The sequence below is a fragment of the Lysinibacillus sp. 54212 genome, from assembly GCF_036662795.1.
In the GTDB taxonomy this organism is placed as follows: Bacteria; Bacillota; Bacilli; order Bacillales_A; family Planococcaceae; genus Lysinibacillus_B.
Window position 1 is genome coordinate 171114 of sequence record NZ_JBAFWZ010000003.1, and the last position, 15468, is coordinate 186581.

A 15468-nucleotide genomic window follows, 5' to 3' on the forward strand; every position below is an offset into this window, starting at 1 on the left:
TGCGAAAGTTGAGCATTTCCCTTTAAATAACTCTTCATCTGAAGTAGTAGCATCTACACCCGAATAATAAGATGTTCATAGAGAGACCTAACAGCGCATTTTTCAAATGGCTTACCTCACAAAGAATACATAGCCTAAAAAATACATGATACTTCCTTTTATCATTCTTAAATATACAGTCTCCTCCATCTTCAGAAATCAAACCATTACAAGCTTTTCTTGAGAATAACCATATGTTTTAGTTGTTTTCCATTTTCAATAATAGGATGGTCATAATGATCAATGAAAAAGTTATCAATTTGGTGAGAGATAACAAAACCACAAGATTCATAGAAAGGAATTGTCAATGGACTATCACCAGTACCTACATACATAGTATGTCCCTTATGCTGATAATGCTGCAATATATATTGGATCATCTTTTTGCCATAGCCTTTACCTTGATATAAAGGGTCAGTAGCAATGTTTTTGATTTCAAAGTTGCCACCACCTTCATCGGTTACGACACAGACCACTTTAACACCAGCATCATCTAAAACATACATATCCCCTCTAAGTAAATATTTATCAATCATATTTTCTTGTTCATCAGCCAGTAACAACAATTTTAGAAACTGTTTTTTGTTATCCAGAATTTGATTTATTTGAACCATATATACCTCCTGACAAACTCTTTTATACATACAATCGAGCTTAATTGCTTAAATATGCTCATATTAAAAACCATGGAATCATCTGGTCTTAGATGCTCCATGGTTTTGATGAAGTGTGTTTGAACTTTATACTTTAGCTGCCCAAATTTCTATTTCAATTTTTATCTCAGGTAAACCTAATTCAGTAATATATCCTATCGTCATTGCCGGATATTCGTTGCTGAATAGTTGTTCCCACTCTGAATATAAGAACTCCCAATCAATGTTCTCAGTAGCCCATATGTTCACTTTTATAATATTTTCAGCACTTAACCCCTCAGATTCCAGTACGGTTTTGATATTGTTAAACGTATTCCTTACTTGTTCATTCATAGTTTGTGAAAATTGTCCATTTCGATCCACACCGACTTGGCCTGATGTCACATATAACTCTGCATTCCTTGGAATTTTTGTAATATGTGTGTAATTGCCCACTGGTGCAGGCATACTTGTTGGATTTTTTCTTGTGATTTTTTCGCTATTCATTTATTACCTCGCTACTTAAAAGATTTTTCTGCTCTTTTTTAACCTAGAAAGTCAAATTTAGACACACTCCACCCTTGGAAAGTTTTCTAGAAAAAAACAGCAGTGGAGTATCCATATCCGAAAGATAAAAGCTTAAGTGATTTTTTCTTCATAGGTGAACACTCCTCTCTCTTAAAATGACAAGATTTTTTATAATTATCATTTTATAGGAAATAGTTTCTTTATGCAATTTAAATAATCGAATAGTTACTCCGCATAATGTGTTTGTAATTAGCTAATAGAATCGGAAAATTGGCGAGTATTCACCCTGAAAGGCTAGTAATATTTTTGCTCCGTTTCACATTGGCTAGTAAATTTGAAATTCCGGCTAGTATTTTGAAAAAAGTGGCTAGTATTTTCGAAATTTCGGCTAGTATTTTTACGGGGCTGTTGTAACAGTCGATATTTAACTGATTTTTGGACAGCTCCCTTAAGTGGTTGAAGTCACTCATACTTTTAATACTTTCACAGGAAGATTTAAACTAATGATGGAGTTAGTACGAATAAAATATGATTCGGTTCACCACTCTTGTTCAAAAATCGGTGTTTAACATTTGGTGGAATGCGTACAACATCTCCTTCATTTAAAAAATATTCGGTGCCTTCCAGTTCGACATACGCTTGTCCTTTCATGACGACAGCAATTTCTTCTTTATCATTGTGTGAATAGTGACTTTCCGTGGTGTTTGCGTATGCATTTAGTTCCATCATTAAGAGTTCAATATGTGCTTTCATAAAGTCTGGTGTTAATACATCATAGACAATATGGTTATTATTTTCACGATATACTATCTTTCGGTCATGTTTTCTCGAAATGAGCGAATCTGTATCAATTTCATTAATGAAGAGGGTAAAGAGTGGCACATTTAATGCTTGCGCGATCAGTTCTAGTACACTTAACGAGGGATTTGCTTGTCCTCTTTCTATTTGGCTAATAAGTGAAGTGCTGATTCCAGCATAATCGGCGAATTCTCGAATTGTCATCCCATTCTTTTTACGATAATTTAATACCGTTTGCCCGAGGCGATGATTGATCATAGTAAAGATCCTTTCTACAATAATGTATGTTTAACTCCATTTGTGCTGACATAATAAACAGGGTGAATTAATACTTTTATCGATTACATAAATATTTTATACTTCGTTTGTACATTATAATAAATTTTTTTTATTTTTGTAAACGAACATCTAGGGGGAAACAGAATTGAAATCACCACTTATTTATTACATGATTTTATTTTTTGGTGTATTTGCTTTATCTACTTCAGCCATCTTCGTAAAGTTAGCAGATGCACCTGCTGCAATTACGGCATTCTATCGGATGTTTTTTGCGGCTGTAATACTTTTGCCATTTTTATTAGTTAATAAAAAGAACCGACAAGAATTACGTTTGTTGTCAAAAAAACAGTGGGGACTTGGATTATTATCGGGCATATTTCTAGCAGCCCATTATGTATTGTGGTTTGAATCATTAAATTACACATCTGTAGCAAGCTCGACGGTTATCGTCACATTACAGCCACTCTTTTCGATGGTTGGTGGCTATTTTCTATTCAAAGAGCGCTTCAGTAAAGGGGCTATAATAGGCTGTCTAGTAGCGATTTCCGGAAGTATTGTCATCGGATGGCAAGATTTTCAAATTAGTGGACAGGCATTATTTGGCGATATAATTGCCTTTATTGCGGCAGGAATCATAACAGCTTACTTCTTCATTGGCCAGCATGTTCGTAAAGGACTATCGCTTATCCCATATTCAGTTATTAGTTATGGAAGCAGTACATTACTTTTAGGTGTTTTTGCCTTCAGTCAGCAAACACCCTTCTTCGATTATTCTGTACAAACATGGTGGTCCTTTATTGGATTAGCACTTATTGCAACAATTTTAGGACAAACAATTTTCAATTGGTTGTTGAAATGGCTAAGTACTTCAATTATTTCAATGAGTATATTAGGAGAGATAATCGGAACTTGTATACTCGCTTATTTCATTTTGGATGAGGTCATTTCTTTACAACAAGGTATGGGTATTGCACTCATTTTAATCGGTCTAGCATTATTTTTACTACAGCAAAGAAATAACGAGTAAATAATAAAGATTAATTGGCGCTACGAGAATAGATTAAATTGAAGAATATTTATTAGAAGAATATCTTTTAAAATTACTTCCTTGTTCAACTTTCGGGCCCTTTAATGAAGTAAGTAAAGCCTAATTTCTCACTTATAATACTGAGAAATTAGGCTTTTTTATAGTTGGAATTCCTTAACGTTGTAAATCCGCATAAATATGGCTGAAAGCGAATATTTAACTAAAGCACTCCGTTAATTAAACAAGCAAGTTAAGAATTACAACTATCATCCGTATTATTCATCTTCTTTTTATCACCAAAATACGTACAAAGTTGGTATGACGACCAAAATAAACCTGTATATAAAATTAAGAAAATTGGTAAAAAATAAGATTTTCCAAGAATATAATCAGGGGTAAAAACAGCGAATAAGACCAAAATAGTTATAGCTGGAATCAAAAGAATCCAGTAACGTTTGTCTTTAAAAGTGCTAAAACTCCACATACAATCCCCTCCTATACCGACATGTGATTTTCAAACTAAATATAGCCAGTTATTATACAACACTGTTCAACTAACACTTCTTCTTTAATTCAATAAAAATAAAGAACTGCCTAAGCAGCTCAACGATCTTTCACTAAAGCCCACCGTTAGTTGAAGAAGAAATCATTTATAATAACAAATATCAATCCATTGCTTATAAATTAAATCAGTAATTCTTCTGCATTAAGTTAATCAATTTCCCCTTTACATCAATCCATTCGGTATCAACAATACTGTAAAATATATTGTCATGAATAGTCCCATCTGCCTTAATCCTATGTTTACGAAATGTTCCTTCTTTTACTGCACCTATTCGTTCAACTGCTTTTTGAGAGCGAACATTTTGTCCACTAATGGAAAATTGAACACGTAGTACTTTCAGTTCTTCAAAACAATATTGAAGTAATAAAAATTTACATTCTGTGTTCACCTTCGTTCTCCAAACTGATGGAGAAAGCCAAGTCCAGCCTATTTCAACATTTCGATTTGCTGTATCTATGTCACCAATACGAGTTGTCCCTATTACTTCACCTGACAATTTACCCCTTATTATAAAAGATAATTGCTTTACGTCATTTTTGCTTTGTACAGCTATCAATAAAATTTGTTCTATATCATCAATTGTTTTAACTTCCCTCCAAGTATATTTCCATACATCAGGGCTTTTTATAGCTTCATATACTTGTTGCTTATATTTCATCTCAAGAGGAACAAGATTGATTATATCTCCTTCTAATACTAAATTTGCATAAATCTTCATAGCAATTTAGTTCCTTTAACGAATTAAATAGACTTTTCTTCATAATACAATAATTCAAAAACTTTCCGTCATAAGAGAGAATTTCTTGTTAAACTAAACTGCCCCGTTAGTTTAAGTACATTTCTTCACAATCTTTACAGATGCATTAACATAAATATCCAACAAAAAAATCATCTAACCTCTAAGAAAGCTACAGAGGAGAGATGATTTTAATCAAACTTTATTTCAAATTATCGATCTTTATTATAAATAATCAATCTTTTTTTCAAAGCTGCAAACTCATGTACAAAAAACTTACAACCCTATTCCACCGTTACCGATTTGGCTAGGTTACGTGGTTTGTCGACGTCGCAGCGGCGGTGTAGAGCGGCATAGTAGCTGATTAGCTGTAGCGGTACGACCGATACGAGTGGTGTTAGTAATGGGTGGACGCGAGGGATGATTAGGCGATCGCCGTCTTCCTCTAAGCCTTGCATCGCGATAATGCAGGCGTTTGCTCCGCGCGCTACGACTTCCTTCACGTTACCGCGGATGTTTAGTGCCACCTGCTCCTGCGTTACTAGTGCGAATACCGGTGTGCCTTCCTCGATCAGCGCGATTGTACCGTGCTTTAACTCTCCACCAGCGAAGCCCTCCGCTTGAATATACGAAATTTCCTTTAGCTTTAGTGCGCCCTCTAAGCTTACACAGAAATCGATATTACGTCCGATAAAGAAGGCATTGCGAGCGATTTTTAAATAATCCTCTGCAATTTCCTCCATAACATCTTTGGAGTCCACAATTGTTTCAATGCCTGTTGCTGCAATCGCCAGCTCCTGCTTAAGGTCAAAGTTAATATCTTTGCCCGTTGCCTTCCCCGTCACATACGCAGCGATTGCTAAAACCGCTACCTGAGCTACATATGCCTTTGTTGATGCAACGGCAATTTCAGGGCCAGCATGTAGTAATAGCGTGTAGTCCGACTCACGAGACAGCGTTGAGCCTGGTACGTTCGTAATTGTTAAGGTTGGGTGGCCAAGCTCTGTTATTTTCACTAGCACTTGACGGCTATCTGCAGTTTCACCTGATTGTGAAATGAAGATAAATAAAGGGTTCTTCGAAAGTAGCGGCATATTATAGCCAAACTCACTAGAAATGTGTACTTCGACTGGAATGCCAGCAATTTTTTCGAAGTATTCCTTCCCAACTAGACCGGCGTGGTAGCTCGTGCCCGCAGCGATAATGTAAATGCGATCCGCCTGGGATAGAGCCTCTAAAATCTTACCATCAATAGTTAACTCGCCGTCCTGCTCGTACGCTTGGATAATTTTACGTACAACACCCGGCTGCTCATCCATTTCCTTTAGCATATAGTGAGGGTACGTGCCCTTTTCAATATCGCTCATATCAAGTTCGGCTGTGAATGGCTTACGCTCTACGTTACGACCATCAAGCTTCGTAATTTCTACATGATCACGATGGACAAGAACTACCTCTTTATCATGTAGCTCGATAAATTGATCTGTTACTTGTAGCATAGCCATTGCATCCGAAGCAACTACGTTAAAGCCGTCACCAACTCCGACTAATAGCGGCGATTTATTCTTTGCTACGTAAATTGTTTCATTATCCTCGTTATCTAGTAGGGCAAGTGCATAGGATCCGTGTACTAAAGATAGTGTTTTACGGAATGCCTCTACTGTTGATAAACCTTCCTTCGAAAATAAATCAACTAACTGTACGATCACCTCTGTATCTGTATCAGACTGCATTGGAATACCTTTTAAGTATGCCTTTTGCAGAAGGTGATAGTTTTCAATAACCCCATTATGCACAAGTGTAAAGCGACCTGATGCACTTTGGTGCGGGTGTGCATTTAATCTATTTGGTACACCGTGAGTAGCCCAGCGTGTATGACCGATTCCGACATGGGCTTCTGCATCGTCATCTACTGCCTTGCGAAGATCTGCGATACGTCCCTTCTCCTTGAAGATTGTGACACCCTCTGCACTTCGAAGCGCGATACCTGCGGAGTCATAGCCACGATACTCTAGTTTCTCTAAACCTTTTAATAAAATCTCTGTTGCATTTAAAATGCCGTTATAGCCTACAATTCCACACATAATCAAATTCCTCCGTAAATGCTACGAAGCTACCTGTATTTAAAGAGCACAAATAAACCTATAATAATCCATTATGCCTCGGTATAATCCCGTCCAAATTTCGAAATTTGTAACAACTACCAGAGGCTTTAACCTTATTCAGCCGAACAAATTAATTCCATTATGGCATTCATCTCTTAATGAACGTTCTGCTGGATAAAGTCAAAAGGCAACGCGAAATTAAACTACAAGGTAATACATTTTGCACCTTGGCGTTCTGAATAACGCGCATGGCAAAACGTGCTTTGTAGCGATTATTTTTTATGTGTGCCGATTCGTTCCTCTGTGCAGCAGATTGCTCTACTGTTTTAAAACGAATATGACGACCGGGCACATATGCGATCGGGAGGCATCCGCCGAATTTTCGATAACCTCCACCTCGTCAGCTAAGGATCTATAGTCCGTTCGATTTCCTTAGCTCTGGCGCTATAATTGTTCTCCTTTAGTATTTATATTGCGCGCCTCTTCTCCTCCTTATACCGCGCATGCTTGACACTTCCAATGAATTGGAATTTAATAGAAACATTTTTTCAAGCATTTTCATCATACATAAACAGGCGACATTCGTCAAATGGTCACCCAAAATTTTTCCGCCAGCACATAACATACTAGCGGAAGGTATTCTGGACGTGATTCCCTCGTATCTATAGTTTATTCACTAACAAGTATTTACTCTAGGGAAGCTAACTTACCATATTTTCATGTTTTATTCTTTAACAAACGCCACAAGCTTTTCAAAAAACAAAGCCTGCTCCTCGATAAATGGCATATGACCACTCTTTTCAAACACGATAAATTCATTGTTTGGAATTAATTTATGCATAGCTTCCCCCTGTGTTACAGGTGTAATCCAGTCATGACGACCTGACACGATCAGTGTAGGTACTTGTAGCGCTGGGAGCTCACTTCGTACATCATAATGGGGCATAAAGTGTTTAAACGTATAATTACAAATATCTAAATTGCCGATTGGGCGATTGCCGCTTTCATACATCACCTTCTCGTCCTTCTCATAGAAGTACAGCTCATAATTATGATTCCACCAGTTTTCTAGCTCGGCATCATTTTCGATATATCCTTCGAACAGTTTCGGAATAAGCTCCCACTGAGTTGGCGTTGCCTTATCCTTCACAAACGCTAAAGCATCCGTATAAAACTCCTTGCTCGGTGCTGTACAAATTAATAACAGCTTTTCTACAGATTGTGGATATTTAATCGCATAATGCTGCGCAACCATTCCACCAAACGAATGACCTAGTACATATATTTTTTCTAGCCCTAAATATTGGCGTAGCCCTTCAATATCATCCGCTAGCCTCTCAAATGTACATGTTTCAACGGGTACTCGCTCTGACTGTCCATTTGCACGGTGGTCTAAATAAATAAGCTGCATATGCTGAGCTAGCTCGTCAAACCATGGTTTAAAATCTGAATGGTCACTACCTGGTCCGCCATGTAATAAAATACAAGCTGGCTTACGCTTCATTGTCGGGCCATCCGCTACATAGCCTGCGCCGTCTATATCAAAATACAATTTTGCTCCGTTAATCGTTGCATACATCCTTATTCCCTCTTCTCTTGAAAGGGGATGCCTCTCAATTGAGACATCCCCACTAGTATTATTTCATATAAATTTTTCCGTAATCACGTAATAATGTAATTGGTGCTGTTTGTGCTTCCTTAATGCCTCCGTAGCGTTTATCAATCGCTAAAATGGAGCTATCGTAAGACACTGGGTACGCTACTGCATCGTTTGCATACGTTTCCTGAATTTCCTTATAAAGCTGCTCACGTTCTGTACCGTTTGGTGTAACCGCTGCTTTTACCCATAGCGCATCCACCGTATCATTGTGGTAGTTTGAATAGTTGTAAGGCTCATCACCTTTGTACAGAAGCTTATATGCATCAGGCTCTGCACGCATAATATAACCGTCTAAATATAGGTCATATTTTGTGCTCGTACGGTCATCTACAGTTGGGTAAACATAGCTTGGGTCACCACCGTCAAGCTCTACATTCACACCAATTTTCTTAAACTGCTGCTGCACATATAGCGCCATTCCTTCAAATGCCTTGTTTGAGTTGTTGTAAATAATGTTAAACGAACGTGATGTATCTACGCCACTTTCTTCCAACAACTTCTTCGCTTTTTCAAGATCTTGCGGATATGTTTCTACATCAGTCGTTTGATATAGTACATCCGGTGTGAAGATGGATGATGCTGGCTGGGCAAATTCTTTAGAACCGTATGCCACAGTAATTAATTCCTCACGATCTAATGTATACGATAGTGCTTGTCGGAACTTCACATTATCGAGCTCTGGCACATTCATATTGAATGAAAGGTATGTCATACGGTTTTCAGGGTAGATTACCGTCTCTACTGAACCGAAGCCTTTTACCTTTTCAAGATCGAATGGCTTAATACTCTTCATATGGATGGCCCCACTTTGTAAGGCTAAGTTTGCCGCATTATCATCTTTAAACACTTGGAAAACTAGCTCGTCTAAATACGGCTTGCCTCCAAAGTAGTTATCAAAGCGCTGTAATTTAATATATTGACTCGTTGCATACTCGACGAATTTAAATGGACCAGAGCCAACTGGTTTTGCATTCAATTCACTTTCACTTAGGTTGCCTTCATTTTCGTAAATATGCTTAGGAATTGGATAGATGTTATGAATAACCGCTTCAAAGGCTGGTGATACCGCCGCTAATGTAAATGTTACAGTCGTATCATCTTTAGCCTCTGTCACAACTGGCTTATCACCTACAATATAGTTAGAGCGTGTCCATGTAGCGTTTTTCTCGTCTAAAATAGCATTCACTGTAAACACAACGTCAGCTGCTGTTAGTGGTTGTCCATCATGCCAAGTTAAGCCTTCTTTTAATTTTAGTGTATACGTTAAATTGTCATCAGAAGGCTCTAACGATTGGGCTAATGCTGGCACTATATTCCCGCTATCTGTGTAATAAAGTGGTGAGTATAATGCTTGTTGTACCGTTAAGGATGTTAAATCTGCTGTATATAATGGGTTAAATGAAGCCGGATCGCCTTCCACTCCTACGATAAATGAGCCGCCTTCTTTTGGCCCTGATGTGTCATCCACTTTTTCTGTCCCTTTATTATTTGAACATGCAGCTAATAAAACAAATACAAGCATGAAGCCAAATAGTAATTTTACATTCTTCATATCGTTCCCTCCTTAGTCTACTTTCTTTAAAATATAATTATAATATTCTACTACTACGTTAAAGTCAACCACTTCACTTGGGATTTAATGCAACCAAAAATAAAATCCACTACCTTAATAAGATAGCAGATTTCAATTTTTTTATTCAACTAAACCCATTTCTGCACGTACTACATCGGCAATACGGTTTACAAACGCTAGACAAGCTTCCTCAGTAGCAGCCTCTACCATCACACGTACTAAAGGCTCTGTACCAGAAGGGCGAACTAATACTCGTCCATTGCCAGCCATCTCCGCCTCTACCGCTGCAATCACCGCTGCTACTTTTTCATTTTGTGTAACGGCATGCTTGTCTGTTACACGAACGTTTACTAGCTCCTGCGGATAAATTGTCATTTCACCTGCAAGCTCTGATAATCGTTTGCCTGTTGCCTTCATAATGTTTACAAGCTGGATGCCTGTTAGTAGGCCGTCACCTGTCGTATTAAAATCTAAGAACACGATGTGGCCAGATTGCTCGCCGCCAACATTATAGTCATTCGCGCGCATCTCTTCTACTACATAACGATCACCGACAGCCGTTTGAACACTTGTCATGCCATTATCTTCAATTGCTTTATAAAAGCCCATATTGCTCATAACTGTTGAAACAACTGTGCCCTTTTTCAGTAAGCCCTTTGCATGTAGATATTTACCGATGATAAACATAATTTGGTCACCATCGACTATTTGACCGCGCTCGTCTACAGCTATTAAACGGTCGCCGTCACCATCAAACGCAAGCCCGACATCCGCCCCACGCTCAAGTACAAATTCTGCAAGCTTTTCTGGATGAGTTGAACCTACTTCTTCGTTAATATTCAACCCATTCGGCGAAGCGCCCATCGTCGAAAGATCTGCTTCTAAATCTGCAAATAGATGTGTTGCTAGTTGGCTTGTTGCTCCGTGTGCACAGTCTAGTGCAACGTGAATGCCCTCAAACTCCTCATCCACTGTTTGCTTTAAGTAAGAAATATATTTTTGTCCACCCTCGAAGTAGTCTGTAACCGCACCGATATTTCCACCAACAGGGCGTGGTAATGTATCTTCCTCTGCATCAAGCAATGCTTCCATTTCAGCCTCTTGTGCATCCGTTAATTTAAATCCATCTGGACCAAAAAATTTAATGCCGTTATCTGCTACCGGGTTGTGAGATGCAGAAATCATCACACCTGCTTCAGCATTCATCACACGTGTTAAATAAGCAACTCCTGGTGTACTAATTACTCCTAAGCGCATAACCTCCGCACCGATAGACAGAAGACCTGCAACAAGTGCACCTTCTAACATATGACCTGAAATACGTGTATCTCGTCCAATTAAAACTTTTGGGCGCTCCTTCGCATCCTTCGTCAATACGTATCCACCAACACGTCCAAGCTTAAATGCAAACTCCGGCGTCAATTCACTATTTGCGACTCCTCTGACGCCATCCGTTCCGAAATATTTACCCATTTTGTTCTCTCCTTCAATGCTAGACATTCCTTGCTTCATCATTGGACATTGTCTCTCTAGATGAACGAAAAGGAATTCATCAATTTCGCATATGTCCCGAACTTGTACCACTTCATAAAGATGATTACTCCGTACTTTCCTGATTCTCTACAGTCTCTTCAGTTTCTACTTCCGTTTCATTTTCAGTCGTGTCTACAGCTTCCCTCTTAACATTTGCGTGAATAAGAATTGTTTTAGTCGTAGGGGCTACCCCTTCTGGTACGATTAACTTTGCCTCATACGATCCTGACTTTTCTAAGTCCGATACGTCAAATTCTACGACTAATTCCTTTAGCTCGTCAATAACAGCTTTTTTACCATACACCTTCATCTTCGTTGGCTCAACCGATATTTCTTGTATTGTGACGCCCTCTTGTAATGTGCCTTTTTGTTTAAAAACAACCGGTAATTCTTTACTATATTCGTTAATTTCAACCTTTACTTTAACTTTTTCTGGCTCAATTCTAACGTCTAACCGACTTAAGTCTGCATTTAGTACTTTTACATTAGCATATTGCTCAAACGATTTATTAATGCCAGGCTCTCCTGTGACAGTTGCCTTAACATAGCTAATGCTTTCGATAACACTTTTTGCACCTGTCACTGTGACATATGTCGGCTCTGCTGTCATACCTGAGAGTACGTAATTTTCATCGATTAATCGATTATTCATTTCTGGATCGACTCTAAATTCCTGTGTTACTTTTTCCTCTATTTCGATATCGATTGTGGCTGGGTCAATGGTAACATCCAGTTTTTCAGAAAAATTTTCATGCTGTATAGTCACTCGATGCTTTCCAATCAACAGGGAGTTTAAATCAACAAATACAACGTAATCCTTAGCTATCTTTTCTTGCAATACGATTGCCATCGGACCGCTAATCGTAACATCTACCGTTTCTGGTAAGCCCGTAACAATTAGGTTTTCGTCATCATAATAAACTTCCAGTGGAACGTCATTAATAATGTCAACATATGGTGAAGTTGAATTACTTTCAGCTGCACCCTCTCTTTTTTTCTCATTTTCCGACTGCACATAAAAGAATAGGAGTAAGGACAGAACGAGCGCTGTAATGCGAAGTACCCAATAACTATCAAATAGTTTATCCATTCTTATTACCTCCCCAGCTTAGCTTAGAGGCTAAGTTCGAATCCTGCTCAGGACCAAACCATAATTTACGCAGCTTTAGTTCAAATTCATCAATTGTTAAATTGCGATCAATTTTACCATCTACTGCAATGCTCACAGCTCCTGTTTCCTCTGAAACGATTACAACAATTGCATCTGTTACCTCACTTAGGCCAAGTGCAGCCCTGTGACGTGTGCCCAGCTCTTTCGAAATAAATGCACTTTCTGATAGCGGTAAATAACAGGCAGCTGCGGATACTTTGTCCTTTTGAATCACCACTGCACCGTCATGTAACGGAGTATTGGGGATAAAGATATTAATGAGCAGCTCAGATGAAATGTCTGCGTTCATTTTGATGCCTGTTTCTATATATTCATTTAAGCCTGTTTCCTTCTCAAGCGAAATTAGTGCTCCTATTCGACGCTTCGCCATATAACTGACTGATTTTTTCATTGCCTCGATTAAGCGTGTTTGCTCCTCTCCCTGCTGACTCGTCGTTCGTGTAAAGAGCTTTCCTCGTCCAATCTGTTCAAGTGCTCGACGAATTTCTGGCTGAAAGATAATAACAATCGCTACAAATCCAAAATTTATTACTTGTTGCAACAGCCAATCGAGCGTAGCAAGCTCGAAAATATCTGTTGCAATTTTTGCGATGATAATAACAAATATCCCTTTCAATAACTGAACTGCCTTCGTTCCTTTAATGAGGGTTAAGACTTTATATAATACGTACCAAACAAGTAATACGTCTAAGAAGTTAAATACAACACTTACAGCTGTAACATCTGTAAATTGCTCGATTATTTGCATGTGGCATCCCCCACTTTTCTAGCTAATACATACCCATCATAAGTATATCATATTTGCTTTATTAATTACCTTTTGAAACAAAAAAGTCCACTCAATCGAGTAGACTTTGTCATTTTCTATAGAACGTCATTTTTTGTTAAAAGGTTCCTTAGTTACGGACCATAAAAACGGAATTTTATTCTTTTTCTTTTTGGAATAGGGATATGAAACTACTACCCATCTGTTTCATTTCATACCAAAGCCATTCAAAGGCTTCATCTATTTCTTCAATTTGCCCAGAAACTACAGCTGTAGATGCCATATAGCTTCCATTAATCACAGTCACATTGCCATCCACTTCGCCATCAATCACAATGTCACCGTTTTTAACAACAATATCACCCTTCACTACCTCTCCAGCAGGTACGGTAACAGTTTGACCATCTACAACTAAATTAGGCTGCTTTGTAACAGAAAATTGATCATCATTCGAATAGCTACTCAGTAATGTTGCACTCATAAATAAAAAGAATACAGCTGCAGCGACAATGAATGGGTGTCTTCTTAACCATTTTTGTATGCCCACAGTATTTTTTCGCTTAGGTAAACGCTGCATTATTTGCTCTTCGAAGCTAGGAGGTGCTGTAATGTGTGTAGCACTCTTAATAAACGCAATCGTGTCACTAAGCTCATGCATATGCTGTTGACATTGCGCGCAGCTTTGAAGATGCTTTTTTAGCTCTTGCTCATGCTCACGGTTAATATCACCATCTAAGTAATCGTGCATATATTCAACATATTGTTTTGGACACGTACTCATGCGATTTCCCCTCCTACAAGTTGTTTAACTGTTTTCGCAGTGCTTCACGCCCGCGATGTATACGAGTTTTTACCGTCCCAAGCGGCATACCCAGTATTTCACTAATTTCCTGCAGTGAAAGCTCCTCTATGTATTTTAGAACAATCACTGAACGATATTTATCTGGTAAACGACTAATTTCATATTGAATACGCTCTTGAAGCTCCATTTGTTCCACTACGTCTTCTGGTAGCTGTTCATCTGCTGCAATTTGCGAATACATATCCAGACCATCCGTACCCGCTACTTCAGCATCTAAGTAATAGTCTGGCTTTTTTTTACGAATGCGATCAATACAAAGGTTCGTCGCGATTCGGTACAACCATGTTGAAAACTTTCTCTTCTGGTCATACGAATGAAGATTTATATACGCGCGCACAAAGGCTTCCTGCGCGATATCTTCTGCCTCCTGCTTATTACCAAGCATTCGGTAACAAATTTGATACAGCTTGTGCTGATAGAGGTTCACAATGTCTGAATATGCGTTTTGATCACCTTTAAGCACTTGCTTTATTCTTTTGTTAACTAACGCATCCATCGTGTAATCCTCTCCACCTTCTGTTATATGATTTACGTACGATTTCAAAAAAGGTTTCATCTTTTAAATATAATTTTATAATTATTTCTTTCACCTAACATGAATGCACTCAAGCTTCGTTCATAGAAGTGGTGCAGCTTGTATTTCAAGGCTTCATTATGCCATTCAATATGATGTAGTCACTTTCATAAATAGTTTCTCCACGAAGACTAAATCTAATTGGCGCGAAAGATCTGGTAACGCTGATGGAAAAAACAAGCGAACCGAGACCCTGGACTGAGCGTAGCAAAATCGTTTTTCTATCGCGCAGCAATAAGGGAAAGCGGCTCGTTGCTCGCCCTTGTCCCGAAACACGTCCTCCTGTAGCATAACGATCCGAATAATGACGTTTTTCTTCTCTATAGGGTTCGTATCTGATGATGAAAAGATGCATTCTGAAATTGACGCAAATAATGATTCATTTTAATTATATCAAAATCTTTTTATAAAATTTACCAAAAAATAAATTTCTTTTAATAGACGCGGTACTTTTACTTCCTTAACGATTAGAAGCAGAGACTAGCTATGGAATAAAAAAAACCTTTACCCGATAGGAGTAAAGGTTATGACATCTTATTTAATAAACACTTTTTATAAATGAAAAGTGAGCCATGAAGGACTCGAACCTTCGACCCTCTGATTAAAAGTCAGATGCTCTA

The 15468-nt window shown here is 38.3% G+C and carries 14 protein-coding genes; 1 reads left to right on the top strand and 13 read right to left on the bottom strand.

The features are described from left to right. Positions 1–206: 206 nt before the first annotated feature. From V4T18_RS03625 to V4T18_RS03635, 3 genes are all read right to left on the bottom strand, one after another. On the bottom strand, positions 207–653 hold the full coding sequence (locus V4T18_RS03625) for a GNAT family N-acetyltransferase (protein WP_332646666.1): 447 nt from the start codon (positions 651–653) through the stop codon (positions 207–209). A gap of 126 nt (positions 654–779) precedes the next feature. Beyond that, complete coding sequence (locus V4T18_RS03630) at positions 780–1178, bottom strand: RidA family protein (RefSeq protein WP_332646668.1); 399 nt, start codon at positions 1176–1178, stop codon at positions 780–782. Between the two features lie 516 nt (positions 1179–1694). Further along, entirely contained in the window at positions 1695–2255 is a 561-nt protein-coding gene (locus V4T18_RS03635) for a helix-turn-helix domain-containing protein (RefSeq protein WP_332646670.1), read from the bottom strand. 166 nt (positions 2256–2421) lie between these two features. On the opposite strand from V4T18_RS03635, the gene V4T18_RS03640 reads away from it, so the two are divergent. Further along, positions 2422–3303, top strand: coding sequence for a DMT family transporter (locus V4T18_RS03640; RefSeq protein ID WP_332646672.1), 882 nt, complete (start codon positions 2422–2424; stop codon positions 3301–3303). Between the two features lie 250 nt (positions 3304–3553). Here the strand turns inward: V4T18_RS03640 and V4T18_RS03645 are convergent, their stop codons facing one another. The 10 genes from V4T18_RS03645 to sigW all read right to left on the bottom strand — a co-directional run bounded on the left by V4T18_RS03645 (position 3554) and on the right by sigW (position 14770). Next, a complete protein-coding gene (locus V4T18_RS03645) occupies positions 3554–3787 on the bottom strand; it encodes a permease (RefSeq protein ID WP_332646674.1) in 234 nt (77 codons plus the stop codon). 205 nt (positions 3788–3992) lie between these two features. Continuing rightward, positions 3993–4586 carry a GNAT family N-acetyltransferase gene (locus tag V4T18_RS03650; RefSeq protein WP_332646676.1) on the bottom strand — a complete coding sequence of 198 codons (594 nt, stop codon included), beginning with the start codon at positions 4584–4586 and terminating at the stop codon, positions 3993–3995. A 302-nt stretch (positions 4587–4888) separates the two neighbouring features. Further along, complete coding sequence (gene glmS / locus V4T18_RS03655; protein WP_332646678.1) at positions 4889–6688, bottom strand: glutamine--fructose-6-phosphate transaminase (isomerizing); 1800 nt, start codon at positions 6686–6688, stop codon at positions 4889–4891. 745 nt (positions 6689–7433) lie between these two features. Next, complete coding sequence (locus V4T18_RS03660) at positions 7434–8288, bottom strand: alpha/beta fold hydrolase (protein ID WP_332646680.1); 855 nt, start codon at positions 8286–8288, stop codon at positions 7434–7436. Positions 8289–8346: 58 nt separating this feature from the next. Then, positions 8347–9921: an ABC transporter substrate-binding protein gene (locus V4T18_RS03665; RefSeq protein ID WP_332646682.1), complete on the bottom strand. Its 1575-nt coding sequence runs from the start codon at positions 9919–9921 to the stop codon at positions 8347–8349. Between the two features lie 141 nt (positions 9922–10062). After that, complete coding sequence (gene glmM, locus V4T18_RS03670) at positions 10063–11415, bottom strand: phosphoglucosamine mutase (protein WP_332646691.1); 1353 nt, start codon at positions 11413–11415, stop codon at positions 10063–10065. 124 nt (positions 11416–11539) lie between these two features. Further along, entirely contained in the window at positions 11540–12565 is a 1026-nt protein-coding gene (locus V4T18_RS03675; protein ID WP_332646684.1) for a CdaR family protein, read from the bottom strand. Then, the gene (gene cdaA / locus V4T18_RS03680; RefSeq protein ID WP_332646686.1) at positions 12558–13394 is read right to left on the bottom strand and encodes a diadenylate cyclase CdaA; all 837 of its coding nucleotides are present in this window, start codon (positions 13392–13394) and stop codon (positions 12558–12560) included. Before cdaA ends, V4T18_RS03675 begins: the two co-directional genes overlap by 8 nt. 175 nt (positions 13395–13569) lie before the next feature. Continuing rightward, a complete protein-coding gene (locus tag V4T18_RS03685) occupies positions 13570–14193 on the bottom strand; it encodes an anti-sigma factor (RefSeq protein ID WP_332646688.1) in 624 nt (207 codons plus the stop codon). Between the two features lie 13 nt (positions 14194–14206). Continuing rightward, the gene (gene sigW / locus V4T18_RS03690) at positions 14207–14770 is read right to left on the bottom strand and encodes an RNA polymerase sigma factor SigW (RefSeq protein ID WP_332646692.1); all 564 of its coding nucleotides are present in this window, start codon (positions 14768–14770) and stop codon (positions 14207–14209) included. Between the last annotated feature and the right edge of the window lie 698 nt (positions 14771–15468).

Coding starts and splice junctions, on each gene's coding strand:
- V4T18_RS03625 (WP_332646666.1), bottom strand. CDS start 653: ATGGTTCAAATAAATCAAATTCTGGATAACAAAAAACAGTTTCTAAAA.
- V4T18_RS03630 (WP_332646668.1), bottom strand. CDS start 1,178: ATGAATAGCGAAAAAATCACAAGAAAAAATCCAACAAGTATGCCTGCA.
- V4T18_RS03635 (WP_332646670.1), bottom strand. CDS start 2,255: ATGATCAATCATCGCCTCGGGCAAACGGTATTAAATTATCGTAAAAAG.
- V4T18_RS03645 (WP_332646674.1), bottom strand. CDS start 3,787: ATGTGGAGTTTTAGCACTTTTAAAGACAAACGTTACTGGATTCTTTTG.
- V4T18_RS03650 (WP_332646676.1), bottom strand. CDS start 4,586: ATGAAGATTTATGCAAATTTAGTATTAGAAGGAGATATAATCAATCTT.
- glmS (WP_332646678.1), bottom strand. CDS start 6,688: ATGTGTGGAATTGTAGGCTATAACGGCATTTTAAATGCAACAGAGATT.
- V4T18_RS03660 (WP_332646680.1), bottom strand. CDS start 8,288: ATGTATGCAACGATTAACGGAGCAAAATTGTATTTTGATATAGACGGC.
- V4T18_RS03665 (WP_332646682.1), bottom strand. CDS start 9,921: ATGAAGAATGTAAAATTACTATTTGGCTTCATGCTTGTATTTGTTTTA.
- glmM (WP_332646691.1), bottom strand. CDS start 11,415: ATGGGTAAATATTTCGGAACGGATGGCGTCAGAGGAGTCGCAAATAGT.
- V4T18_RS03675 (WP_332646684.1), bottom strand. CDS start 12,565: ATGGATAAACTATTTGATAGTTATTGGGTACTTCGCATTACAGCGCTC.
- cdaA (WP_332646686.1), bottom strand. CDS start 13,394: ATGCAAATAATCGAGCAATTTACAGATGTTACAGCTGTAAGTGTTGTA.
- V4T18_RS03685 (WP_332646688.1), bottom strand. CDS start 14,193: ATGAGTACGTGTCCAAAACAATATGTTGAATATATGCACGATTACTTA.
- sigW (WP_332646692.1), bottom strand. CDS start 14,770: ATGGATGCGTTAGTTAACAAAAGAATAAAGCAAGTGCTTAAAGGTGAT.